This is a genomic window from Flavobacterium sp., from assembly GCF_044357305.1.
Lineage (GTDB): Bacteria > Bacteroidota > Bacteroidia > Flavobacteriales > Flavobacteriaceae > Flavobacterium.
In genome coordinates, this window is sequence record NZ_JBIKPS010000002.1 from 84,989 (window position 1) to 111,775 (window position 26,787).

Annotated in this window: 25 protein-coding genes; 2 read left to right on the top strand and 23 right to left on the bottom strand. The window is 29.1% G+C overall.

Annotated elements, in window-relative coordinates:
• The first annotated feature begins 33 nt into the window (after positions 1-33).
• Positions 34-1,392 carry a histidine--tRNA ligase gene (gene hisS / locus ACIQ2J_RS02305; protein WP_396166200.1) on the top strand — a complete coding sequence of 453 codons (1,359 nt, stop codon included), beginning with the start codon at positions 34-36 and terminating at the stop codon, positions 1,390-1,392.
• A gap of 70 nt (positions 1,393-1,462) precedes the next feature.
• Here the strand turns inward: hisS and ACIQ2J_RS02310 are convergent, their stop codons facing one another.
• Positions 1,463-2,695, bottom strand: coding sequence for a glycosyltransferase (locus ACIQ2J_RS02310; protein ID WP_396166202.1), 1,233 nt, complete (start codon positions 2,693-2,695; stop codon positions 1,463-1,465).
• Between the two features lie 61 nt (positions 2,696-2,756).
• Here ACIQ2J_RS02310 and ACIQ2J_RS02315 point away from each other — a divergent pair, with 61 nt between their 5' ends.
• The gene (locus tag ACIQ2J_RS02315) at positions 2,757-3,338 is read left to right on the top strand and encodes a tRNA-(ms[2]io[6]A)-hydroxylase (protein WP_396166205.1); all 582 of its coding nucleotides are present in this window, start codon (positions 2,757-2,759) and stop codon (positions 3,336-3,338) included.
• A 74-nt stretch (positions 3,339-3,412) separates the two neighbouring features.
• On the opposite strand, the gene ACIQ2J_RS02320 is transcribed toward ACIQ2J_RS02315, so the two are convergent.
• The 22 genes from ACIQ2J_RS02320 to ACIQ2J_RS02425 all read right to left on the bottom strand — a co-directional run bounded on the left by ACIQ2J_RS02320 (position 3,413) and on the right by ACIQ2J_RS02425 (position 26,786).
• The gene (locus ACIQ2J_RS02320) at positions 3,413-5,848 is read right to left on the bottom strand and encodes a polysaccharide biosynthesis tyrosine autokinase (protein ID WP_396166207.1); all 2,436 of its coding nucleotides are present in this window, start codon (positions 5,846-5,848) and stop codon (positions 3,413-3,415) included.
• Between the two features lie 6 nt (positions 5,849-5,854).
• Positions 5,855-6,616: a polysaccharide biosynthesis/export family protein gene (locus tag ACIQ2J_RS02325; protein ID WP_396166209.1), complete on the bottom strand. Its 762-nt coding sequence runs from the start codon at positions 6,614-6,616 to the stop codon at positions 5,855-5,857.
• 316 nt (positions 6,617-6,932) lie between these two features.
• Positions 6,933-7,700 (bottom strand): glycosyltransferase family 2 protein, encoded by a 768-nt coding sequence (locus tag ACIQ2J_RS02330; protein ID WP_396166211.1) that lies wholly within the window; start codon positions 7,698-7,700, stop codon positions 6,933-6,935.
• A 151-nt stretch (positions 7,701-7,851) separates the two neighbouring features.
• Positions 7,852-8,673, bottom strand: a complete 822-nt coding sequence (locus ACIQ2J_RS02335; protein ID WP_396166213.1) for a glycosyltransferase family 2 protein — start codon at positions 8,671-8,673, stop codon at positions 7,852-7,854.
• Positions 8,666-9,079: a putative colanic acid biosynthesis acetyltransferase gene (locus tag ACIQ2J_RS02340; RefSeq protein WP_396166215.1), complete on the bottom strand. Its 414-nt coding sequence runs from the start codon at positions 9,077-9,079 to the stop codon at positions 8,666-8,668. The genes ACIQ2J_RS02335 and ACIQ2J_RS02340 overlap by 8 nt, the downstream gene beginning before the upstream one ends.
• 215 nt (positions 9,080-9,294) lie before the next feature.
• On the bottom strand, positions 9,295-10,494 hold the full coding sequence (locus ACIQ2J_RS02345; RefSeq protein WP_396166217.1) for a glycosyltransferase: 1,200 nt from the start codon (positions 10,492-10,494) through the stop codon (positions 9,295-9,297).
• 59 nt (positions 10,495-10,553) lie between these two features.
• On the bottom strand, positions 10,554-11,084 hold the full coding sequence (locus ACIQ2J_RS02350; RefSeq protein ID WP_396166219.1) for an acyltransferase: 531 nt from the start codon (positions 11,082-11,084) through the stop codon (positions 10,554-10,556).
• A 141-nt stretch (positions 11,085-11,225) separates the two neighbouring features.
• The gene (locus tag ACIQ2J_RS02355; protein WP_396166221.1) at positions 11,226-12,359 is read right to left on the bottom strand and encodes a glycosyltransferase family 4 protein; all 1,134 of its coding nucleotides are present in this window, start codon (positions 12,357-12,359) and stop codon (positions 11,226-11,228) included.
• Positions 12,360-12,372: 13 nt separating this feature from the next.
• A complete protein-coding gene (locus tag ACIQ2J_RS02360) occupies positions 12,373-13,668 on the bottom strand; it encodes a hypothetical protein (protein ID WP_396166223.1) in 1,296 nt (431 codons plus the stop codon).
• A 25-nt stretch (positions 13,669-13,693) separates the two neighbouring features.
• Entirely contained in the window at positions 13,694-14,935 is a 1,242-nt protein-coding gene (locus tag ACIQ2J_RS02365) for a glycosyltransferase family 4 protein (protein WP_396166226.1), read from the bottom strand.
• 8 nt (positions 14,936-14,943) lie between these two features.
• Complete coding sequence (locus ACIQ2J_RS02370; RefSeq protein WP_396166228.1) at positions 14,944-15,933, bottom strand: glycosyltransferase family 2 protein; 990 nt, start codon at positions 15,931-15,933, stop codon at positions 14,944-14,946.
• Positions 15,934-15,935: 2 nt separating this feature from the next.
• Positions 15,936-17,102: an acyltransferase family protein gene (locus tag ACIQ2J_RS02375; RefSeq protein ID WP_396166231.1), complete on the bottom strand. Its 1,167-nt coding sequence runs from the start codon at positions 17,100-17,102 to the stop codon at positions 15,936-15,938.
• A gap of 6 nt (positions 17,103-17,108) precedes the next feature.
• Complete coding sequence (locus ACIQ2J_RS02380; protein ID WP_396166233.1) at positions 17,109-18,170, bottom strand: acyltransferase family protein; 1,062 nt, start codon at positions 18,168-18,170, stop codon at positions 17,109-17,111.
• 3 nt (positions 18,171-18,173) lie between these two features.
• Entirely contained in the window at positions 18,174-19,190 is a 1,017-nt protein-coding gene (locus tag ACIQ2J_RS02385) for a hypothetical protein (RefSeq protein WP_396166236.1), read from the bottom strand.
• A 64-nt stretch (positions 19,191-19,254) separates the two neighbouring features.
• Positions 19,255-20,364: a hypothetical protein gene (locus ACIQ2J_RS02390; protein ID WP_396166238.1), complete on the bottom strand. Its 1,110-nt coding sequence runs from the start codon at positions 20,362-20,364 to the stop codon at positions 19,255-19,257.
• Between the two features lies 1 nt (position 20,365).
• Entirely contained in the window at positions 20,366-21,472 is a 1,107-nt protein-coding gene (locus tag ACIQ2J_RS02395) for a polysaccharide pyruvyl transferase family protein (protein ID WP_396166241.1), read from the bottom strand.
• Between the two features lie 22 nt (positions 21,473-21,494).
• The gene (locus ACIQ2J_RS02400) at positions 21,495-22,073 is read right to left on the bottom strand and encodes an acyltransferase (protein ID WP_396166243.1); all 579 of its coding nucleotides are present in this window, start codon (positions 22,071-22,073) and stop codon (positions 21,495-21,497) included.
• A 147-nt stretch (positions 22,074-22,220) separates the two neighbouring features.
• A complete protein-coding gene (locus tag ACIQ2J_RS02405) occupies positions 22,221-23,321 on the bottom strand; it encodes a glycosyltransferase (protein WP_396166245.1) in 1,101 nt (366 codons plus the stop codon).
• Positions 23,322-23,344: 23 nt separating this feature from the next.
• The gene (locus ACIQ2J_RS02410; protein ID WP_396166247.1) at positions 23,345-24,088 is read right to left on the bottom strand and encodes a CatB-related O-acetyltransferase; all 744 of its coding nucleotides are present in this window, start codon (positions 24,086-24,088) and stop codon (positions 23,345-23,347) included.
• Between the two features lie 139 nt (positions 24,089-24,227).
• On the bottom strand, positions 24,228-25,175 hold the full coding sequence (locus ACIQ2J_RS02415; protein ID WP_396166251.1) for a hypothetical protein: 948 nt from the start codon (positions 25,173-25,175) through the stop codon (positions 24,228-24,230).
• 2 nt (positions 25,176-25,177) lie between these two features.
• Positions 25,178-25,921 (bottom strand): hypothetical protein, encoded by a 744-nt coding sequence (locus ACIQ2J_RS02420; protein ID WP_396166253.1) that lies wholly within the window; start codon positions 25,919-25,921, stop codon positions 25,178-25,180.
• Positions 25,922-25,967: 46 nt separating this feature from the next.
• Positions 25,968-26,786, bottom strand: coding sequence for an alpha-1,2-fucosyltransferase (locus ACIQ2J_RS02425; RefSeq protein ID WP_396166255.1), 819 nt, complete (start codon positions 26,784-26,786; stop codon positions 25,968-25,970).
• Between the last annotated feature and the right edge of the window lies 1 nt (position 26,787).

The window sequence follows — 26,787 nt, forward strand, 5'->3', positions numbered from 1 at the left end:
AACTTCCAACTTCCAACTTCTAACTTATTTACAATGGCATCCAAACCAAGCATCCCTAAAGGTACAAGAGATTTTTCACCAATTGAGGTTTCTAAACGGAACTATATTATTTCGATAATGCGCAATCATTTTGAAAAATACGGTTACCAACCCATAGAAACGCCAAGTTTTGAAAACTCCGATACCCTTATGGGAAAATACGGAGAAGAAGGCGATCGCTTGATTTTTAAAATATTGAATTCTGGAGATTATTTGGATAAAGTTTCTTCGGAAGAACTACAAACTATAAACTACAAACAATTAACCAGAAAAATCTCCGAAAAAGCACTTCGTTACGATTTGACCGTTCCGTTTGCAAGATACGTGGTGCAACACCAAAACGAAATTGAATTTCCGTTCAAGCGTTACCAAATTCAACCTGTTTGGCGTGCCGACCGTCCACAAAAAGGAAGGTTTAGAGAATTTTTTCAATGCGATGCTGATGTGGTAGGTTCTACGTCTTTATGGCAAGAAGTGGAGTTGGTGCAGTTGTACGATTCTGTTTTTGCAGAATTAGGATTGAAGGGCGTTACGATTAAAATTAACAACCGTAAAATTTTATCTGGTATTGCTGAGGTTATTGGTGCTTCCGATAAATTGATTGATTTTACTGTTGCTCTGGATAAACTAGATAAAATAGGGGAGGAAGGCGTAAAAAAAGAAATGCTCGAAAAAGGAATTTCCGAAGAAGCATTGCTTAAAGTGCAACCCTTATTTAATTTTACAGGAACAATACAAGAAAAAATAGAGAAACTTTCAGCATTACTTTCGGCATCCGAAGAAGGAAAAAAAGGAATTGAAGAACTGCGATTCATTTGTGAAAACGTAACCAAACTTGGACTGCAAAAAGCAATTTTAGATTTGGATGTTACTCTAGCTCGTGGATTAAATTATTACACCGGAGCTATTTTTGAAGTATCTGCACCCAAAGAAGTAGCTATGGGTAGCATTGGTGGTGGCGGAAGATACGATGACTTAACTGGTATTTTTGGATTAAAAAACATGAGTGGCGTAGGAATTTCGTTTGGTTTAGATCGTATTTATTTAGTTTTGGAAGAATTGAATTTATTTCCTCCAACAGTTACTACTTCTACTAAAGTTATGTTTTTAAATTTTGGTGATGTACAAGCATTTGAGGCTATGCAGGCTATTCAAAAATTGCGAAATCAAAATATTAAAGCCGAATTATATCCGGATGCTGCTAAAATGGACAAACAATTTAAGCATGCCGAAAAAAGAGGAATTCCTTTTGTAGTTAAAGAAATAACAGGGGATTTATTTACTTTAAAAGATATAGTTTCAGGTGCTCAAACCCAAATTACTTTTGCTGAATTGTTGCAGAAGTTAGAGTAATAAACCGAACTACTTATCGATGATTACTTCATAGATTTTAGTTAAAAATAATCAAAAATACATAAAAATATTATATTTTAATTTTATTCTTCTCCTCAATCCACTTACCCATGTATTTGGTACTTGAAAGCGAGTGGTGTTGCAATATAGAGCCGATAAAATTATTATTTCTATGTTGTTTTAAATTTTCTAAAAGCGAACTAATTTCAATAAAAAATTCTTTTTCAAAATAAGCTTTCTTGTATCTCTTTTCAATGATTTCAAAACCGTTTTCCTGACTTTGCTTCCAAAGTTTTTCATCCTGATAAAGTGAAATTGCTGCAGCAACAAAATCATTTGGAGTATCTTTAATAAATCCATTCCAACCTAAATCGCCATTCATAGATTCGGCACCAATAGCAGAAGTTACGCTCGGTGTTCCGCATTGCATCGCTTCAACTAATTTTCCTTTTATTCCAGCACCAAAACGAATTGGAGCCAAGACTATTTTAGCTTTTTTTACAACTTCAAATGCATTAGCTGCTCTTCCCATTATATAAAAATTTTGTTTGGGTTTATGGAGTTCTAGAACTTTCTGCGAAGGGTATGCGCCATAAATGAATAGTTTAGCATCTGGCAATTTCAAATGCAATAGAGGCCAAATAACTTCGGATAAATATTTAACACAATCCCAATTGGGTTCGTGAAGAAAATTCCCAATAAAAACAAAATCTTCCCGTTCCTTATAAGTTGGAATTGCATCTAGTTTTTCGGCAAAAATGGGTAAGTAGTACAATAATTTTTTTGAAACTTTAAACTGATTTTGAAGTAATTCCATTTCAAATTCGGAAACCATCAGCGACCTATCACATCGTAGGATACTAGCAATTTCTCTTTTGGCAACATCCGAAAATAAATCTTCTAAAATAAAGTTTCGATTTTCTTTCACAGCCAATTGTCTTGCATGACGTAAACAATGTAAATCTTCGGTATCTAGAATTTTTAAAGCATTTGGACAATTTTCTGAAACACGCCAGCCAAATTGTTCTTCTACCATAAATCGGTCAAATAAAACAATAGTTGGATTTAGTTCTTTTACAAAATTATCAAAAGTGATTGAATTTAATTCGATAGTTTTTGCTGTAACTCCAATACTAGAAATGTCTTCGGAGAATTCTAAATTCAGAGCAGTACTTGCAAAAGTTATAGGATAGTCTTCTGCCTGAAACAATTCAATTAATTGCATCATTCGATTGCCTGCCGCCGATGATTTAGGCTCGGGCCAAACAAAACCAATAATTAATAAACTTTTAGATTTTAGCATAATATCCAATTCATTTACAAAGAAAAGACATAATTTTGCATTTATCTAAAATACTATACAAATGTTAGGTTTAAAATTAGTTACCGACCCAAGATGGGTTACCATCGTAGAATCGAATATTGAAGAAATCCTTACCGATCATGCATGGTGCGAACAAAAAGCAGCAACCAATATCATTACAATTATTACTTATAATTCGGAGCACGAAGATTTAGTAACTGATTTGTTGGAAATAGCCAAAGAAGAAATTGAGCATTTTCAAATGGTGCACAACATCATCAAAGAACGCGGATTGAAATTGGGTAGAGAACGTAAAGACCATTATGTAAATGAGCTTTTTAAATTCATGAAAAAAGACGGAAGTCGTAACGATGCTTTTGTAGATCGATTGTTGTTTTCAGCCATGATTGAAGCTAGAAGTTGTGAACGTTTTAAAGTACTATCCCAAAACATTGAAGACAAAGAGTTGGCAGAATTTTACAGAGTTTTGATGATTAGCGAAGCAGGTCACTATACAACTTTCTTGAAATTTGCAAGAAAATATACCGAAAAAGTTGATGTTGATAAACGTTGGAAAGAATGGTTAGACTTTGAAGGAGAATTAATCACTAATTATGGAAAGTCGGAAACAGTACATGGATAAGAGATAAAAAAACGCTTTGTATTACTGAAGGTTGTAATTACAAAGCGTATTTAATTGTATATTATTTTTTTTTACTAAGATTCTGTTTCTTTAGATTTCTTCTTTTTAGAAAATATTCTAACGAAAATTCCAAGTAATCCTCGGTGGTACCATTTTTTAGTTGCTTCATCTAAGCCGTAACCGTAACCATATCCATAGTTATATCCGTATCCATAACCATAGCTATAACTATAATTATATCCATAAATATTCTTAAAATTAATTCCGTTTAAAACAAAAGCAACATTGTTGATTTTTTTATCTTCGCTTAATTTCACGGCATATTCGACTAATCTTTTCTCGGTTATTTCAGACCTTACAACAAATAGTGTAGTATCTGCATTGTTAGAAATAATTAAAGAGTCAGAAACTAGCAGAGAAGGAGCTGTGTCAAATATTACAATATCATATTCTTTTTTTAATTCTTCAATTAAATCTTTAAATCTTTGAGAGGATAGTAATAGTGTTGGGTTAGGTGGTATATCTCCAGCTAATAATATGTCAAATTCACTATCATTTTCTTTTTGTCGATATAATAATTCTCTCCATTTCGATTCGCTTTGATGCAAATAATTAGAAAGCCCCTTTATATCATTTCTATTTTTTTGTAAATGTTTGTGTAATTGTGGATTTCTAAAATCGGTACCTACTAATATTGTTTTTTTCTCTAAATTAGCATAAGCAGAGGATAAATTGTATGCTACAAACGTTTTTCCTTCTCCTTTTTTTGCTGAGGTAACAAATATTAGTTTTCCTTCTTTTGTATCAAAAGGAGTGATGAAATTAGTATTGTTAACTAATGTTCGGAAAGCTTCAGTTTTTTGGGTTAATCCATCTTTAGTTTCTGTAACATTTGGAATTTCAGATAATAAAGGTATTCCTTTTGATAATTTTTCTACGTCTCCAGCTTTGTGTATTTTATCATCTAAAGTGAATAAAATAAAGATTATTCCGAATGGAATAAATAAACCAAGTAAAAATGCCGTTAGATAAGTTGTTTGTCTTTTTGGTGAAATAGGATTAGAATCCGTTATTGAATAATCAATTATTTTTGTATTAGAATTGGTGATTGCATTATTCACCGATGCTTCTTCTCTTTTTTGTAATAGCAATAAATATAAGCTTTCTTTAAGATTTTGTTGGCGTTCTATACTTCGTAAAATTTTCTCTTTTTCGGGTATTTTAGAGAAGTCACTATGTGCATTTTTTTCTGCCTCTTCACTCTTATTAATAGTAGATTGTATTTGTTGTATATATCCCCGAGTTGAGTTGTTTATGTTCTTTTTTATATTGTTTAAAGCAGTGCTTACAATTTGTAATGCAGGATTGTTATTTCCGGCTGTTGTATGCATTTTTTGGAATTGTAATACATTAGTATTGAAATCTTGTACAAAGTTATTGATTGTAGCGTTTTGAATTCCAATATTTTGAGGTAATAAACTATATTCAGATTGTTTTTCTAAATCTTCTTTTAGCATTTTAGCTAAGGACATTTGCAATTGTAAATCATAAGTAGCTTGATCTTTTGCAAATTTATTTGTTAAACTATTTGTTGCATCATTTTGAATAAAACTTAAATCATTGCTGGTTTTATATACTTTTTTTGATTCCTCGATAGAATCTAATTCTTTTTTTATTTTCACAAAGCGATCATCAACAAAAGCAATTGTTTTTCTATACACTTCTTGTTTGTCTTTAATGCCATCCTCTTCATAAGCTTTAATTAGTGCATTTAAAATTAATTCTGAATGCTTTCCATCTGGTCCAGTTATGGATAAATTTAATATATCACTCCCTTTTTCAGTTTGGCCCACTGATATAGAATTACTCAAATGTAAAGTAGCAGCTTTTATTGGAATTAGAGAAACAATATAACTTTTACCAACACTATTCATAATATTATGATTTGCTGCAGGCTGAATAGTTATTGGAAATTTTTTCACTGAATTGTACATCCAGTATCCATTTTTATTGTATTTTTCACCAGATTTTTCATCTATTATTGAGTATCCTGTTTTAGTAATAGTGATAGTGTATTTTAAATTTTCATATATACTATCATTAGAATTTTTATAGCTTACTAAAAATGGAGGAGTATAATTATTACTTTCTTTAATATTTCCTTTATATATATACCTTACATTTAAATTGAAATCTTTTACTAATTTTTCAGAAAGTCGATAGGATTTAAAAATTGCTTTTTCATTTTCTAAATTTATGGTAGATTTAGTAAATATTTTAGACAAATCAACGGATACATTTTGACTGTTTTCTTCAGTAATTTTAACTGAAGCAGAAGTTTTATAAATGTTGTTTGAGTAACGTAAATAAAGCATTGATAAAGAAATAGTTATAATAACACTAACTATAAACCAAGGCCAATATTGCATATATTTTCCTATAATTTCATATATAGGTGTAGGCTTTTTTTCTTCTGAGAATTCGGAAAAGTCTTTTTTATTTTTTAACATTTTGAATTACTTTTTTAATAAAATTAGTAAACTTACAATTAAAGAAGTAATTCCCAAAATAGCACTTAAATCTCCGATGTTATATCCTCCTGATTGAATTTTCTTGCTATTAGGATTTACTATAATTACATCATTTTGTTTTATAGAATATTTGGGATCATTCATCCAATTGGCAGTTGTTAAATTAATATGTGATATTTCTCGAACCCCATCAATTTCTCGAATTAGTAATATGTCATTTCTTTTACCATTTATAGTTAAATCTCCTGCATACCCCAAGGCTTGTGGTAGTGAGATGTATTGTTCTGTAAAAGCGTAAGTCCCTGGATTATTTACTTCTCCTAAGATGGTAACCTTTCCATTTAAAATTCTAATAGTCACACTAGGTTGTACTATATGTTCTCCTTGTTCTAATAGGTCTTTTATTTCTTTTTTTAATTGTATAATAGTTTTGTTTTTTACTGTAACAGTTCCTAAAATTGGCATTTCTATTTGACCCTTGCTGTTTACTAAATAGCCATTTAATTTCAGGGATTCAATATTAGTTGTTCCGCTATAATTTTGTAAATTATAGGGTACAGCTGTTTCTGGAACAAAGGAACTAATTGTTATACTTAAAATGTCGTTGACTTGAATTTTAGTTTCCAATTGACTTATGTTAACGGAAGCGTACTTGTCTGAATCTTGAAAATATAAAATTTTCTTTTTAGAAACACAGGAAGTCAATAGAAGAAGTGTTAAGCTGAGATATAAAATAGATTTATTCATATGCTTTAATAGTAGAATTTAGGATTGCAAATTTAATAATTTATGATTTAAGATTTGTTTTTTTTAGTTAAATACTTAAATTTTTTTGGTTTGTATAGAAGTTTTAATTATTCGGGTAGTAATCACTTAATTTTCGATTATCTAATCATTACATTAGTTTAAGTAATTTGTTGATATGTATTTGAGATATTAAATTAAAAATAATTTATATTTTTATTCTTACAAAAAGTCAAGTTGTTTATATTTTATTAAACAATTTTAGTAGCCAGTTGTAATTTAAATTAAAAATACCATATCCCCTTTTAGTATGCAATAATTAAATTTCTTTAAGTTTATTTTGGTTTTTCAGATATTGTTTTAACGTAAGGATTTTTTTATAAAAAACTATTTTATATGCAGGTAATCCAAATTTTTTATAAATTCTATAGTCTTCTAATAGTACTTTAAAAAAATTATTATAATCCGTGCTTAATCCACCCATTCTCATTTTTACAAAATAGATATTTAAATAAGTTAGCTCAAGTTTATGGTGGTGTAAATAGCGCAATAATAGTTCTGTATCAGAAGCAATCTTAAATTCTTCATTATAGTAGCCATATTTTTCCATTACATTCTTTTTTAAATAAACAGAAGTGTGTAAGGGTAACCATCCGGATATTATTTTTTTATCACTATATTCTCCACAAATGCGATCCCTAATGATGTTTTTTTGTTGATCATTGCTTACATAAATTCCATTGCCATAAAATCCGTTTGTATTTGGATTTTTTTGAAATGCTGCTGCTATTTGTGACACTACTGTTGTGTCATAAAATTCATCATCGGAATGCATGATTCCTATTAAATCTCCAGTTGCTAAGCGCATACCTTTGTTTAAGGCTTCATATAAACCATTATCATTTTCTGAAATTAGGATACTTATTTTATCCGAATAAGTGTTTATTATTTCTTTTGTTCCATCGGTAGAATTTCCATCAATGACAATATATTGAATATTTTTATAGTCTTGAGATAGAACACTTTCTATAGCTTTAGCAATAGTTGCTTTACGGTTAAAGCTTATTGTAATTATCGAGAATTGCATATATAAATTAAATTGTTTTGAAAGATATAAAAATATTGATTAGAAATAGTCGAAATTCATTTGTTTTTAGTATTGTTAACAATTATTTGTTTTTAATTGTTACTATTTGTCACTAATGAGAATTTTATTAATCAATAATCTATATTAATAATTATTTTCTTTGTTTTAAGCAAGCGACTTTAGTTTGAATTTGAAAAAAGTAATTTGCTTTATATCGGGCTAAGTAAAAACCTTCTTTACCGTCTAAAAAACCTAATTTTAAAAAATAGGCGCCTAAAAAATAAACCATGGGCAGTAAACCCGTATTAAGAAGTCCGTATTTAATTTTTTGATTTAAAGACAACTTCCCGTTATTATTTTTTTTTAGTTGTATGTATCGCTGTGCTTCCCAACTGGAATAGGCATTGTGCTTGTCTATATAATGTTCTAAATTTTTAAAATCTTTGTGAATTACTTTTGCATCAATAAGACCAATTTTACCGTCTATAATAGGATGTTCGTGAACCTCCATGTCTAAGTGACTCCAGTAGTTTTCTTCTATTTTTTCATAAGCTCCTTTGGTTTTCTTAAATAGGGCTGTTTTTTTAAACCCATATCCATATCGCAGTTTTTTGTCCATAAAATAGTTTTCAAACTGTATTGTAAAACCATTGTAGTTTGGATTTTGTATTTTAATTTCCACTTCATTAATGAAGTCTTGTGTTACAAATTCATCGGCATCTAAAAACAAAACCCATTCGTTAAGGATGTTGGCGTTTTGCAATGTCCAATTTCTTTTTTTAGGAAATTTTCCATTCCAAACAAATTGTAATACTTCTGCTCCCAAGGTAGTAGCGATGCTTAAAGTAGCATCGGTACTACTTGAATCTACGACGATAATTTGATTAAACCGGTTAAGTTTTTCCAAACAGGAGGGTAAATTAAGCGCTTCATTCTTAACCGAAATAATTACAGTAATTGGTATTTTATTCAATTTTTCTAGTTTTAATAAATTTCGCTGGATTACCTCCAACAATTGTATTAGCATCTACATTTTTAACAACAACTGCACGAGCAGCAACAACTGCATTATTTCCTATAATAACACTGGGACCGATAAAAGCTTCTGCAGCAATCCATATTCCGCTACCAATTAAAATTGGTTTCAATACTAAAGGAAAATCTTTTAAATTATAGTCATGCGAAGAAGCACATAAATAGGTCTTTTGAGAAATTACTGTATTTTCGCCAATGATTATTTTTCCTTGGTTGTAACAATCTACTTTGGGACCTAAACTAGAATAAGCACCAATTTCTAAATTCCAAGGTGCCCATATTTTTACAGAAGCATAAACATGAGAGGACCATTCTAATTTGGCACCAAAACATTTTAAAATCAAGACCCTCCATTTTTTAAATATTCTAGAGGCAAAAGGACGAAACAAAATTAGAAACGTTAAATTCCATAGTAATCTTCCGATTTTATTTTTTAAACTAAAAGAATGTTTATAAGTTGATAAATCCAAGTTTATTTTTATTAATAGTTCCTGTTAATAGACTGTATTTAATATAAGCATACCAATGCAAATTATTTGAATGCTTATTCTACTGATTTTTATTTTATTGCTTCTAATAATCTAATTGCTGCGTTTTTTACACCAAAATGGTTTTTATATACCAAGAAGGCATCTTGTCCCATTTTTATTTTGGCATTAGTGCTTAAGTCCATCCATTTTTTTAGATTCTCAACTGTTCCAGCTAAAGTGTCTTCACTAATAATTCCACCTCCTCCTTGCTCAATTTCTCTATAAATATTAACTTTATTGGTTATTAGAACGGGCTTATAGCAAGCCAATGCCTCGGCAACAGCAATGCCAAAGTTTTCTTGATGACTTGGTAATATAAAAGCATCACAACCATAAATAGCACTCCATTTAACATCTCCAGATAAATGTCCTACAAAAAATACTTTTGATTTTACTTTAGGATTTTTATTTAAATATTCTATCAGTTTTTCCCCATATCCAGTTTCTATTCCGGGACCTGCAATAACTAAATTTGGAACTTTATTTGCAAACTCTGAATTATTTAATAATTCAGAATAGGCATTTAATAACAAATCTAATCCTTTTTTTGGGTGAATACGGCTTAAAAAAAGAATATAAGGTTGTTTGGATTCTAAAGAATATGTATTTTGAAAGTCAATTTTCATTCCTTCTGTCAAGGGAGGAGGAGCTTCTATACCATATCCAATATTGCACTCTTTTTTTGGTCGATAGCCACTAAAGGTTGTTCTAGCTAACAACATTTCTTCTTCACATGTAAACAATAATCCATCTGCATTATTGATTACTTTTTTTTCGATTAAATGCCAATAGAAATAATTTCGCAATGCCTTCCAACGACGGCTTTTATCTTTCTGAAACCAAGGATCAAGCATGCCATGGGGCATGACGAATAATTTCGGTATTTTTTTATTAGAACCTATTTTTTTTAACCATAAAAATGCTTTTATAGCTCCATAACTGTGGTACGACCATAAACCATTAAGTATTATTATATCAAAGTTATAAGCTTCTTTTTTTAAAAATGGGATTAGTGATGCATTGTATTGCCAAGATGTTTTTGGTTTTCCAAATGCATGGAATTGTAAACTATCATGAAAACCCCAAAGTTCTATTTCTTTTGGCTCCTCAAATGTGGCAATATGTCTTTCTATACCCAAACTTTCTAAGTCATTTTGGTAGTTACGTATGCCTTGAATAGGCCCCCCATTTTTAGGATTCACCCCAGAAATAATATGTAAAATTTTCAAAATTTATAATTTATGGATACTAATAAAAATATAGAATGCCTCTTGGTTTTATTTTAATCTTAATAAATAAATCCGATGGAGCGATTAAAATATTTTGCGGTTTTTGGAATTTCACTAATAAATTTTGCTGGAATTCCTCCATACAAACAGTATTCTTGATTCATTTTTTTATTCAACATTGCTTTAGCTCCTAAAACACTATAGGAAGGTAAATGAGCTCCCCCTAATACAACAACGTTAGTGCTTACAAAACAGTAATCCCCAATTATTATTGGACTACTGTCTTGTCTGTTTTCAAGAATATTGATACTATGCGTTAATAATTGCGAGTTATAACCTGCAATAGTAACGAAATTTCCAATAGTTATAGTACTAGTGCAATCAATATGATGATTTTTTGTAATTGCAGAGTGTTCTCCTATTAGTAATTTTGATTCCCGTTCAGTTTGATGTGAAAAATGTTTAGAATTTGTTTTGGAAGGAAAACCGGTAATCCAATTTCCACGAGATATGCTAGAGTATTTTCCAATAGAAATTAAATCTAGATGTACGGCAATATTTAAATTCCCAATTTTAGAATTTGAATTCATTATCAATTTCTTGGGATATATCCATGAATATCCAATCTTAGCTGAGGGATGAATTTCGTATTTAAAAAATCGAATCAGCAGGAATCGTTTTAAGCGCCAGGGCAATAAAAAAGTAATTAACTTTACTATTAGCATGTTTTATTATTTTTGAATTAATTCGATATATTGATTTATTGTATTTTCAAAATTAAAGCGTTTTGCATTTTCAAATCCTAAACGAATAACATCTGCTCTAAAAACTTCATTATTTAATTTTCGAAATTGATTTGCAAAGGAAATAGGATCATCTGGGTCGGCATAAAGAGCAGCATTCCCACCAACTTCGGTCATCATTGGCGCTTTGTTACTTGTAATTACAGGTGCTCCACATGCCTGGGCTTCAATAATAGGCCAACCAAAACCTTCAGAATAAGATGGGAAAATCATAGCTTGACAAATAGAGTAAAGCGCAACAATGTCTTCGTTATCCGGACGATAGATTTGTATTATTTTATCAGTAACTTTTAATTTTTCTATTAATTCAAGTACTTCTTCGCTTAATGAATCTCCTGCAAATACTACTACTCCATCCCAATCATTTTGCAACTCGTATAGAGTTTTTACCAATAACTTTCTGTTCTTTCGTTCCAGACTAGAGCCAACATGCAAAATAATTTTTTTACCTTTTAATTGCCCGAATTTAGTGGTTAATTTATGGATATTATCTTCATTTGAAGGAGAAAACTTTTTTGAAAATGTATTGTGTATTACCTTCCAGTTTTTTATAATATTAGGTTTTACATCAATTGCTATAAGTTGATTGAGTGTAAAATCAGATACAGCAGCTAATTTTTTTGCTCCAGAAAGTGCATTTAATATTATTTTTTGCAAAACAACTCCTGATTTTGTTGTAGAACAATAGGTGTCAGTAAATCCAAGTCCAGATTGAATTGCCAATACATCATGGCAACTAATTATTGTTTTATCTTTTGGTAAAAAATGAAGATAAAATGCATTTGAATGATCACAAATATGATAATGAACAGGATGTCGTAGTAAAAAGTTTTTTCCTCTCACTACTAAAAGTTTCATTGGAAACAATACAAATTTATCAAGATATCCTAACCATTTATTAGTATTTAATTTAGTATAATTTATTTTCGAAAAAAAAATATTTGGGCGCATTACGAAAACATTTTGTCCTGATTTTTTATAACCTTCTTCTATCAATTCTGCAAAAATTCGCATACTAAATTGATTGTCAGGTTTGTAATTTCCGATTAAAATAATATTCATCTAAAATGTTGAATTAATTTTCTTCTATAGATTCATCTTCGTTTGTTTTTAAAGAAGATATTAGTAAACCTCCTGTAAGTACATAAAAACCAAGATTAGAAGGTTGTGCCCATAAACCTTGTAATAGTAATAAGAATCCATAACTTACTAATATCCATGGTAATTCATCTCCATTAATTAATTTAATAAAAGATTTATAAAGCAAATTAAAAGATAATTGAATACGTATTAACACGATAAGAAGTCCTAATACCATTCCGCTTTCACCAATAATTCTTCCCCATTCTCCTTCGGCTATTAAAAATGAAAGTTTTCCAGTCAATAATTGAGATCCAACATTGGTACCCATACCTATACCTTGTCCCCAAACAATATTTTTGTCGTCTATACTAAAAAATGAACTTACTAAACCTCCTAAAAAACGATCCATAAACACCCCTCTTAATCCGCCTTCAACTTCATTGGCTTTGGTAAATCGTTCCCAAAAAGCACCTATTTGGTCATTTAATCCGTCAAAATTTAGAAACAGAATCGTTATTATACTTATGCCTATTACTATTTGGCTAAAGTTTTTCAAAAAACCTGGTTGGCTAGATTTTGCCCATATAAAAAATAATGTGGAAATAAATACTTGAAAAAATAGGGTACGACTAATAGAAGTTGGAATTGCTACAAGCAGAGCTAAACTACTTGCAATTAATAAATATTTATTAATTAATTGTGGTTTCAACCAAAAATAAAATACATAACAAGCTACTAAACAAAAAAAAGTAACATTACCTGTTGTAAAAGAAAAGGTACCTGGAGGTCTCATATAACCATTGGCACCTGAAAATCCAGCACCTTCAATATTATCTCCAACACCTTTGTTAACCCAAGCTGATTGTGGGCTATAAAATTGCATTGTTATTAATATTGTCATTGGAATAGCTAACCACAAAATTACTTTTCCCATATCAATAACATCTTGCTTATTAAATATGTGGCCAATTAAAAATAGCATTGGAAATTGAATCATCAAAATCCGTGCTCCATATAACGCTACAAATAAATTACCATGTCCAAAAAATAGTGCAGTAAAAATACTAATTATCCCTATTAAAAAAACTAATGGAACTATACGGTTACTAGGATAATAATTATTTCTTATTGCTATTATTAGTAAATATACAGCTAAAACATCTCTTATTAATAATAAAGGACTTGCAAGACTAGGAATGACCCAACGTCTTAATGCTCCTTCAAAAATCAAAAGGAAAAAATATAACCATATTCCTTTTTTAAGATTTGATATTATTGAATTATTCATTTATGATTTGTGTAATGGTATTATTTTATTTAGTTAATTCGTTGTATATTGTTTCAGCGTAATTTTCCCACGTGTATTTTGCAGCATGAATTTTTGCTTTTTCACCCATTTCAGATATGCAGGATTGGTTTTCAAAAAACCAATTTATTTTTTCAGCAATTGCATTTGGAGAACGTATAGGTATTAAAAAACCAGTTTCTCCCTCAATTACTAAATCTTCACCACCAGTATTTGCGGTAATAATTATTGGTAGACCTTGACTCATTGCTTCTTGCATGACCAAAGCCCTTCCCTCTACTATAGAAGGCAAACAAAAAACATCACAACTTTGCATTAATGTTAATACTTCAGAATGCGCTCTTCCAACTTCATGTTTAAAATTGGCAAATTCACTTTTATAAAAATCCAGAGGAGCCAACAAAGTTCCCAAGACAATTAATTCAATATTTGGATTGTTTACTAATTTCATTGCTTCAAATAAATCGCCTAAACCTTTTCGTTGTCCCATGGAACCAACAAACAATATTCGTAATGGTTTTGAAATTCCCATTGAATTGGTTTCTTTTGTACAATTAGGTTCAATAAATTTAGGAGATCCAAAAGGAGATTGAATTGTTTTTTTATTTTTAGCCCATTCTGGCAATGAATTTAACACAAAAGAACCTGGACCTACTACTATATCTGCTAATTCTAATTCTTTACGTTTACGTTCTAATTTTTTAGGAGAATCTTTAATTCCGCCACCAAGTGTTTCTGCCCAATTTGGTAATCTTATGGCTTCTTCAAGCATTAATTTTCTTCCTATTTCCCAATAGGCAATAGGTAAATCATAAATACATATTAAACCTAGTTTTTTGGCTGCTTTAAAAGTTTCTAAAGCTCCATCTTCATAAGCATAAACAGCAGTTACGCCATTTTTTTTTGCATTCAATAATTTTCTAGCTACCTGTTTATCAAAACGAATATAGATTTGATCAATACTAAATTTCCCTCTTTCATGTTTAACTAAACTTTTTATTTTAAGTTTATTAGCTAATGATCTTCCTAGTTCATACCATGGATAGGATTTAGTTAAGGGCTGTAGGATAGTATCAAAATTTCGCTTTCTAAATTCAGCCAAAGGGCCAAATCCTCCTAGTGTAAACCAAATGTTTCCAGGGAAAGCAGCAATGGTAGTGTTAAATTGATATAAAATACCTTTTGAAGCTAAACCTTTTGCTATTGCTCTAACATTAGCATTTCCTGTTGGATGAGATAAAAATATCATAATTAGATTTAGTTACGTAAGCGAAACAAAATATTTTTTATAAAACTTTTAATAAATAAAATGGTTTTAGAATAACTAACAATAATAAATCCAAATCCATTTAAAAAGATCCAAATGTATATTATTACTTTTGAACTAGACGAAAGTTGATAGATCACTGATTTTAATTCTTCCTTTTCTATTGTTGTGTATGCCTTCCAGCCTAAGCAGTCCGAATGTCTAATAGCTAGATTCTCTCGTGTCTTATATAGAGGCAATAACGACCATTTTTTTTGTTTATAAACAGGTTCTAATACTTCTTGAAAAACTTTTGTAAGTCCAATAATTTCTTCCCGTTTTCTTTTTTGTCTAACTTTATTTTTGTCAGTCCATACTCGATATTTTGAAAGTATTTCATTACAATAAATATTTCCGAAATTGGCTGCAGAAATTTTAGTTACCATAAAATAATCCTCGGCAAAATTAACTTTTGAATCTAGAAAATTAATTTTTTCAAGGGCTTGTTTACTAAACATTACAATATTAGCGGCAACTTTATACCCTTTAATAGCTTCTTTTAATGCGACATCGGCACTTTGAAATCCGGATCTTCGTGATAAATTTCTTATTCTAAGTTTTGTTCCTAATGGATTAATTTCTTCAACGGCAGCATGAGCATAACCTGCATTTGGGAATAAAGAAAATTGATAGGCTAATTTTTCGGCAAAATTTGGCATTAAACAATCATCAGAATCAAGTCGGATAATGTAATCTCCTTTAGCTAGGCGAAGACAAGCATTTACATTTTGAGCAATCCCTAAATTATTTGGTTGATGAACAACTTTAAGAATTGAAATATCTTTGGATAATTTATCTAAAATTTCTTTTGTAGTATCAGTACTACAATCATTTGAAACAATAATTTCAAGAATTGGTATGGTTTGTTCTAAAGCACTTCTAACAGCAAGCTCTATATAGTCTGCCTGATTATAAGTTGGAATGCAAATAGATATTCCCATTTCTATAATTTGTTTTTGCTAAATGAGGTTGCTAATTGAATGTATTTTTGTTCTACAAAATTAAATGCTTTTTCAACAAACCCTCTCCATAATTCTACTTTCCATTCTGTTTGTTTGGCTATGAAATAAACGGTTAATAATACCAAAAATATTAAACCAATTTGATGAATAGTGCTGGTTTTGTCATAAGGAACTATTGTCGAAAATAAAAATAATAGTGGTAAATGAAATAGATACAATGTATAAGAGCAATTTGATATTATTTGAATTTTAGAATGTAATTTTTTAAATGCTACGCTTGAATTGAAATATTCCATTTTCTTAGATAGGCCAAAGATTGCAAAAACGTTAGTTGCAACAAGGAAGGAGAAAATTAAATCTGCTTTAAAGTTCCAAGAAAAGAACAATAAAAATCCATAAAAATCGTGATCTCCAATTGGTTTTTCAAAAGGGAGTAGTAGTTTTCCTGATAGAATTAAAGCTAAAAGGATTAAAGTAGAAAAAAACAACGTTACGGATATTCCAAAATTAAGTGTTTTCTTTTTTGAGATTAAATAATAAAGCAAACTACCTAATAACCAACAAGGGAAAAGCATCATTACTTTAAGCCCGGATATAAGTATAATTAATAATATTAAAATGTATTTCAATCGGTTTTTAACTAACAGCCAACTAGCGATTATTAAATAATACATAAATTCATATTGCACTGACCAAAATGGGTTATTTAATGGTGGTGTAGCATTTAAAGACCAAGATTGCGATAAAAATGTAGCATTCAAAATAAACCTTTGAACCAGTAATGTGTTATTTTTAATTAAATCTAAAGGATAATAATTGCCAATAATTAAAAATTTGGCTACTAAGAACGATAGAAATAGTGCTGGTATTAAAACAGAGTATAATCTGCCCAAGCGAGCTGTGATAAAAGTTTTTACAGAAATATTTGGTCTCGATGCTGACATAGTAATTAAATATCCAGAAAGCACAAAAAATACAATAACAAAATAGTGTGCTGAATAATAATTTAATCCTAATATTTCTGAAAAGTGAGGAGTTGAGAATATTAATTTAGTATCTATTTCACCAGATCCAACATGGAATATAAAAACATAAAAAGCAGATAATATGCGGAGTAAATCCAAATAGAATGATACAATTTTATTCATATTTATTTAAATGAATTTTAGTTTAGAGAACAACTTTTCAAAAAGCAAATTCCAAAATTTTCTTTTACTTTCTAATACATAACCTAAACTTCCAGAAATAATAATAATTAAACTAGAATAAATAAAAAAGCGCACCAAGTTTATTTTATTTAAATCAATAAATTGAATAAATAAATATATCAATGGCAAATGAATTAAGTAGATAGTGTAGGTGAGGTCTGCTAATTTTCTAAATCTATAGATTAATGGAGAACTTTCTTGTTTTATTTGAATTAGAGGTAATAACCAAAATAGTGTACCTAATAATAAACCTAAAAACCAATCTTTTATAAATTGTCCAGCAAAATACATTGGTTTAGTTCCTATTTCAAATGGCAATGCAGGCATTTTAAATAATACAAACAAAGTTACTATTGAAAGTATAGCTATTATTAAAGTCCGACCTTCATTAATTTTTATTTTAGGTAATTTAAAGGCTAACATTCCAAATATCCATACCGGAAACATAGTTAAAATCTTTGGGCCAGAAATTAAAATAGATAAAATAAATAATGCTGTTAATTTCCAATTGTTTTTTTGACGGAAAAACCACAATCCAAATATTATATAAAACCAAAATTCAAAACTTAAGGACCAAAGTGGCGCATTCAATGGTGGTGCTGCCGAAAAAAACCATATTTCATTTAAAAACATACCGGACATAATATATCTACCAATTGACATACCTCTTGTAAGTCCTGCAATGGAAGAATAGTTTATTAATCCAATAATTTTTTCAATTATAAACATAATAATTAAAACTGGAAATAAAACGGAGTACAGTCGACTAAATCTTGCTGTCAAATATTTTTTTAATCCCCTGTTATTATTAGTTGTTGTATAGCCAATTAAATATCCGGAAAGCACGAAAAATATAATTACAGAAAAATGTGCTAAGTCTGAAAAAACTTCAAGAAAATAATTATTTTTTGAAAATAGTAATAAAAAAAAGTGATAATAGGCAACAGTAAGAGCAGCAGCTAGCCTTAATATATCTAAAATTAAACTTGTTGACCTTGCTAAATACATAAATTAATTTAATTTATTTAATATGTCATTGGAGTAATCAATGTTTTTCCAATTCAGACACTCTTTATATCCTGCTGCACAATTTACAGAACGAATTAAATGGAGACAAGGATGACAATTTACTATTGAATCAACTACTTTTCCTTTAAATATTGGAGAAATTATTCGAGATTTAAGTACTTCTATTATAGTAACCGTACAGTTTTCTGTCGCATATTGCAATATATGCGAAGGAAAACTATCCGTAGTTAGTGTCCATTTTGCGTTGTGAGACAATGTAATAATATCTCCGGGTTCCTCAAAAAAATGAATTACTTTTAATTTGTTTTCTATAAATTCATCAGCATCTTTATCTTTGTAAAAGAATGCATAATAAGCATCAGGCATATTTTTTTTTGCCCACCAAATTGGTATAAATTGTCTACTTGTGCCTGTTGGGAAAACAACAATATTTTGTTTTAAGTCTTCTGGTAATTTTAGTTCTGGTGAAATAGGAATAGTGCTTCCTAATTTCGATACTAGAAAAGGATAATCTATTTCTAATTGCTTTAAATAACTTTCATAGGAAACAGATCTTATTTTTTTTATTCCTATAATATCAAGATATCCTTGGTATACTTCAATCCATTTCTTATTTGGTACTTGAATACATCCAAAAGTATCCAAGAAATAATATAGTATCAGATTAATGGAATCTTTTATTTCCTTTTTTTTCTTGTCATGTATTACCGATCTTGCATACGGACTAATAAATTTTTGTCCTTTTAGTAAGTCTTTCAGTAAATCTTTTATGCCTAAAGATGTAAAATTGTACTCACAGATAAACTCGCTATCCTTAATTATTATTAAACGATCTCCAAATGTATAAGTAGCTAAATTATTTAAAAATAATGGTATTTTAATGTAAAACTGAATATCTGTTTTTAATGAACTAATTGTATATAAACTAACCAGGCGCATCCAAACATCTCCATTTCCGCCAACAGTAGAGTCAATACTAATTATTTTATTTTTTTTCATATATAAAAATTTCTTATTATTTTAGTACTCTTTGGGTACCTGAGTTTATTCTAAAATAATATTTTTATTTTATTAAAGAGATAAAATTTCTTGCAACATATTCTGGGCTCCACATTTCGGATGGTCTGTTAATGAATTCCTGCATTTTCTCTTGAAGTTGATTAGTATACTCTGGAATTTCTTCTCTACAAGAAATCATAATTTCTAAACCATGTAATTTCATTGCTGCATAAACACCACTTTTTCCAAGGTGCTGATATGGTGTGCAAGAAATTCCGATATTTAATAGTTGGAGTAAAGTGGATATTCTTTTTTCATTTAATATTCCAAAGTTTAGAAACTGAATGTTTTGAGAAAAGTCCTTCATTAGTTTTTCTAATTTCTTTTCACTTTCTTTTTCAATTTTTCCAAAACTTATAAAAACCAACTTTTTATTACTAGAAGTAGCTCTTTCAAGCAATTCGTTTAGAACCACATCCAAATTAGCCTCGGGATAAATTGAACCAAAAACACCCGTAAATATATAGTTGTCAACATCAATTTCCTTAATTTTTAAATTAGAAAATAAATCTTTTTTAAATTCATCATCAATTTTCACTATTGGAATATTACTAAATAAAGGAAGAATTTCGTTAGATATTCCTCCTGCATCCAAAACTAGTTGGTATAGAAAATTGGAAGTTGTGGTGGAACTTGGAATTATAGTAGTAATTATTTTTTTGGCGATAAGCCTTTGAAAATAACCAGTAATTTTATGTTTTAAAGGAGAAATAACTGAAATCCCTGTCCACATTTCATGAAACATTATATGCCACTTGTAATCCCCTTTTAGTTTATTTAAAAAACTAGGCATCCAATAGGGTAGGCCTTTAGGATGGAAACTATAGGGCACAAATTGCAAAGAAATCCAATCGGGTGCTTCCTCTTTTATCATTTCTTGAGTCCAAGTCAGCCTTTGATTAAAGGATGTTGCTATAGGAATGCGTCTAATCATAACGGAAGTTGCTCCAATTAGTTGGCTTTGGCAAAGATAATTATCTGCTTGCTTATCACACAATGATACTATCAAGGCTTGATGCCCCATTCTAATTAATTCTCCACATAATTGTCGAGTATAATCACCTACACCATCTTTACCTGGTTCTACAGAGCCGCAAAGGAAAAGGATCTTCAATTTAACTGGCGTTTTTTTTAGATAGAACAATGTCTACACACTTATTAATTACATCAAAACAATTATTTTCCCATTTCTCTACAATATCAGTATTAAAATGTAAGTATTTTCCTGACAAAGTAATTCCATTAGCTAAATCTTTAGAGGTTATAAATTGTTCCGTTATAAAGCCAAATTCTTCCAAAAGAAGTTCGTTTTTTTTCGCATAAGCCATTGGCATTATTTGAGTTCCTAGTTTTATTCCAAATATTGTTGCATGATAACGTGTTGCAAATATTTTTTCAGCAGAAGCCATTTTTTTTAATATTTTAAAAGGATTATCCGAATAATTATTGTGTTTCATCTTTAATCCCTTCCCAATTATCCGAGCCATGTCGGCATCTCCCGGAGTAAATGGCATTGATTCAACTTTATATCCGTTAGCTAGAGCATCTTTAATAATTAATCGGACACCTTCAATATAATTTTTAATCATTTCATTATAAGATTCATACAATTCTGGTCTTTCTTCCTTGTATTGAATGTTAGGAATTAATGATTCTCCTTTAATAGTGCCATATAGAGGGACAACATTTATTAATAGTGTTTTTTTCTTACTATTAATTTCTCTTTGTTTTTTGCAAAAGTCTTTTTTATAAGAAAAAACTAAATCAGGATGATAAATTATATCTTCTCTCCCAGTTAATTTTTGCATTAGAATAGATTGTTTCTCATTTCTACAGCTCAACCAAGAAGATTTTTTTAAGAGTTCCATTATTTCATCCGATTGCTCATAATTTGAATCATTATAATCTACTCCTAATAAAGCTATATTATTCCAATTAGAATTATATCGATTAGTAACTTTAATCAAACTTTGTTTATATCCTATTGCGCCACCACCAATTATAGCAAATTTAGTTTTTGCCCATGGGTAATTGTTTAATGAATATATAGTTTGAAGTCCGCTTTTAATTCCTTTTTTATTTAATATTTCCTTTACAGAATAACCTAATGCCATATCTCCAAGATTCACACCATGGTAACCCCCAATTATGGCAATTTTTATACCGGTTATTCTTTGTGTCAGTAATCGGACAACCTGTTTTATTCTAACAAATAATAGCATTTTTTTGAGCTTTTAACGTAAATTATCTGTTCTTTATTTTTTTTGCAGGAACACCTCCCCAAATTTCAAATGGGGGAATAGATTTTACTACTATTGATCCTGCAGCTACAACTGCTCCTTCTCCAATTTCAACTCCCATAAGTACAACTACATTATACCCAAGCCAAACATTTGGACCTATATGAATTGGCTTATTAGTGCTAACTTGCTTTCTGATTAATTTTGTGACAGAACTAAAATTATGATTATGATCTATAAATTTACAGCCTGAAGCAATCAAACAGTCATTTTCTATTGTTAACTTAGTTGTTATGTTAAACTCACAATTATTTCCTACAAATACATTGTCTTTAATAATTATTGATGGTCCAACTTTCCAAATGCCATCATATTTAAAAAAGATATTATTTTCAAGTGTGCAATAATTTCCAATAGAAACTTGGTGAGGCCAAGTCACATCGCATTTAGACAAACGTGTACCTTTGCCTATTTTCATCCCATTTATTACTAACCAAATATTGTTTAAGAAATTGGATGTTCTCTTAATACATCTATGGCGAAGAATATAAAGGGATTGTTGAATAAAATAGTTAAATTTCATTGGTTATTGAAATAATCGGATATTAGAAGAAAATAATTGAATTTTTTAGGTCTGCTATTAATTATTTTTTCAGGTATACACCTACTAATTTTGGTTTTTTTATAATAAACGAATAACTTGGCTTGGGAGTTTGAAATCAAATTATTATTATTGCTTCCAAAATGTTTTTTGAATACTTTCCAATTCAAATTTAGATTTTGCTAATTCTTTAGCGTTAATGGATAATTTTTTATCAGCATTTATTATTTCTTTAAGCTTATTAACCATTTCTTCAACATCAAGGGATACACAAGAAATAGCTGCATGATTTTCTTGTAATAAATTACAAGCTGCACTATTGTATGGACCATGATAGAGTATTTTTCCAGCGGCTCCTAAATAACTTATCATTTTAGTGGATAAACTATATAAGTAAAAATTTGGCTTAGTAAATTTAATTGGTAAATAAAGAATATCTGCCATATCTAATTCTTTTTTTATTTCTTCATCAGAAATAAAATTTATTCTATAATCTATTTCAATTTTTTCAGGTTTTAAAAATTTTATTTTTTGAGTACCTCTTATTATTAGTTTGAATGAATAACCTTCAACTGTTAATAGGTCTAAAGCTTCAATTAGTACTTTAAAAAGAGGATAATAATCTAAATGTAATAGCCCTGAAAAATATATGTTAATTTGATTTTGATTAATTTCTTTAGGTTTACTAATTTCCTCCTGTGAAACCCCATCGGTTATAAGTTCAAATTCTTTAAAGCCAAAAATTCTTTGATATTCCTCCCCTAATTCTTTTGAAATCATTAATCTTCTATTGGATAGATTCCATAATTTTTGAACATCATTGTAGGAACTACATAGTAAGAAATGATCATGAAAAGAAGTCCATAATTGTTTATTAATTAATAATTTTTCATCACATAATATTCCGAAAAAAGGACCGTAATTTATGATGTGCAAAACATCAAATTGTGTTTTTGAAACGGTTCTCTTTAGTTTGTGTTTTGTTAAATTGCAAAAAAGAGATTCCCGCATCCATATAAATAAATCTCTAAATTTCCATCGCATCCATGGTCTATGTATTGGGAATGCAGAGATTGAAATTTCATTAATTTCCCCTTTTTTTATGGAAGAGTTATTATTAACATATAATCCAATAATGTCCTTTTCGTGTCCTTTGTAAAGACGACGTAATAAACGACCCATTCCTCCATTTTGATATAGAGAAGCTGGTTGAATAGAGAGTATTTTCATGGATAAATTATAAGATAAAAAGCTTAAATAAAATTTTCAAAATTGGTTTTGTCTGTTATTGATTTTTGAAAAAAGGGAAGATGTTTTTCTATCCAACTAATATCTTTATCCCACCACTTAACTTTATTAAGTGTTTCAATCACATCTGGTGAATGTCGATATTTTATTATTTTAGCGGGTACGCCGCCTACAATTGCATAATTAGGAACATCCTTAGTAACTACTGCTCCAGCTGCAATAATAGCTCCATCACCAATTGTAATCCCTTCATTAAGGAACACATTGGCACCTATCCAAATGTCATTGCCGATTTTTGTTGTTTTATATTCTTCAAAATATATTTTTTCATTAATTTTTACTCCTGGTATGTCTGAAACACTATAAAACATGGGACATGTACTTATAAAGTCTGTGGGATGAATTCCTAAACCAACTTTTAGTCCATGACCAATTGAGCAATATTTACCAATAATAACATTATGAATTAGACTATTTCCAGCAACATAAGAATATTGACCCAACTCCGTATTTACAATAGAACAGTCCTTGCCAATTTTATTATTACCATGCAATATGGATTTAATAATAGTTGTCTCGGAATGGATTTTAACGTGGCTATTGATTGTAGAGCTTATGACTAAAACATGGTTATAAAATTTACAATTTAAATTGGAAATAGTGCTTTTCCTTAATATAACATTCCAACCACTAATTGATTTGTAATTTATTAGGTAAGAAATAATTATAAAAATAAATTTTTTAAGCATATTGTTTTATTTGTTAATGCAATTCAAAGGGTTGAAATAATAATTATTAATTGAAGAGTTTATCTTAAAGTGCGATGCAATATTTAATGTAAGATAAATAATTTTTGTATAGATTAGCTTAATGGATAATAATACGATTTCATTTTTTATATCCTGGAAATAAAGTAAGAATTATTTTTTTTAAAATAGTTCTTACATTGTTTTTAAAACTATATTTTTTTTTGTTTACATAGTTTTTATAAAAACTTTTAATAATTATTTCAGCGTTACTATCTTCGGTTAATTCTATATTTTCAATTTCGATAGTATCGGATAAAAGAAAATTTTTAAAATTTTTATTCTCACCATTATGAACTCCGCTTCTATCAAATCCAATATTGTCAACAAGAGAGATACTTGGGTATAATGTAAAACCTTCTTTCAATAAAACGGATGCATGCCACTTGATAAACCAAGTATTTATATCTCCAGATACATTATGAGCTAATTGGCTGCTTAGAAATTTACTGCCGAATTTATCTAATTTTAAGACAATATTTTTTCTATGAATTTCATCCCATAAATATTTAGCATCGGGATTAAAACTATTCCATGCTCTTTCCCATGTTGCCCATCCCCAACATAAAGGCACATTAAAAAAAAAGGTCTCCGGCAATTGTTCTTTATGTGGGTACATATATCCAGAAATATGCATCACCTTTTCGTTGTTTTTGTAAAATGCCAATGAATCATTCATGTATTTTAAAAAACCAACCGAAGTCACGATATCATCTTCTAAAACTATTGCATTTCCATGCTTTTTAATAATTTCTGTTACTCCAGTAATAATATTTTGCGCTAGACCAATATTCTCCTTCCGTTCCATGATAGTAACTTCTTTACACCATTTCTCTTGTCTTATAATTTCCCTTACTTTATTTATCTGATTAACAGCATCAAAAGAAGCATTTAATTTGGGTCCATCTGCATAAATATACAAAACACTTTCATTAGAAAGTTTATTTGCCATTAAAGCTTCTAGAGTTTTTTCAGTATGCCATGGGCGGTTATAGACAAATAAAATAATAGGCGCTAAATCAGATTTCATATCTACAATGATGTAACAAATTTATATTTAGTGGTTGCAATTATTGTTAATGATTTATTTCCAACGTAATTTCCTAAAAAATAATTTATGTTTTTTTTCTTCAAACAAATTATAATATCTTTCAATGTATCTTGTTCTCCCAGCCGATTGGTGTCGTCCATCATAATAATGAATTCTTCATTTTCTTCAAATCTTTCAACAAAATTTAATATGTCGTATCTAGAATAACGATCACTTCCGAAGGGTCCGTCAACAATATATAAATCGAATTTTTCTTTAATTTTATCATTTATATTCTTATACGAATTACTCTCAAAGTCTTTAATAATAACTTTTTCCAATGGGCAATGTATTATTGAAGAACGGTTACATAACTCGAATCTATTTTCAAATTGTTTTAACCAAACTTCGTCTTGTTCAACAATAACATGCGTCGAATGCAATAGATAGTTTTCTAAATAGGTGGAAACAAATTTCGATGATTCTCCAAGTCCTAAATCAAGAATTCGATTTGGTTTGTAATCAGCCAAAATTCGATTTAGTACATAAAAAAAAGAATAGTTTCCCGCCCATCTTCCAACATTTAATGGCAATTTTTCTAACCATTCTTTACCTCTTATGCTATCATGATAGATATGTGCCCATTCTAATTCTTTAGTTTGCGATAAAATAATAGTATTTAACTCAAAATTTTTAAAAGGGTCTTTGACTATTTTTTTGTATAAATATTTAATTTTTGATATCATTTTAATAATAGAGTAACTTGTTTTATAGAAGGTAGTTTCCAATGTTTTAATTAACATTGACAGGTGTAAATTCTTTATTTGTTATGTTTACTGGAAATTCTTTGTTTATCTTGAATCCTAACCAATATTTTGGAGTGTAAATAATTTTATTGCTGGTTTCATTAAGATAGCCTGCCCACCATGAAAAGGAACTATTTGCTAAAATAGCTATGTTAGCTTTCAATATTAGTTGAAAATCAATTATTTGTTCATTATTATAAAATTGATAATTTGGTCTATCTTTATAATACTCTTTTACAAATTTTATGTCGTCGCTTACACAAACAATTATATATTCATTTAAATTTTCTATTAAATTTAAGCAATTATCATAATATTTCATTGGCAAGCACATGTTTTCTCCCCCTATTGATTCATATCCATAGGTTTGATAGTCGGTTCTCCTAAAATGCATTACGATATACTTATTTTCTAATAGATTTTTATATTCTTTTGTAAACTTATCTGTCCATTTTTTTTTAAGTATAAAATTCTTTTTAATTTTATTTTTAGATTCTGTAAAATAATTTTCAGATTGAAAAAAACCTTTGTACCTAAAGTTGTTTTTTAATTCAACAGTTGTATGATTTATTTGCAGAATATATTTTTCTTTATATATTCTTAAAGCAATTATTTTATATAAATAAAATGCTAATTTATTATAGCATAATCTTGTTGAAAAATCCAACTTAAAATATTTGGTTAGTTCAAATTTTTCTGTTGGAATGATAAAGAAGTTGGTTTTTAATTTCTCTGCTGTGTTCAATGCAAAGGCATATTGAAACATTTGATTTCCCATTCTTCCCAAAACATCTACATTTATCATA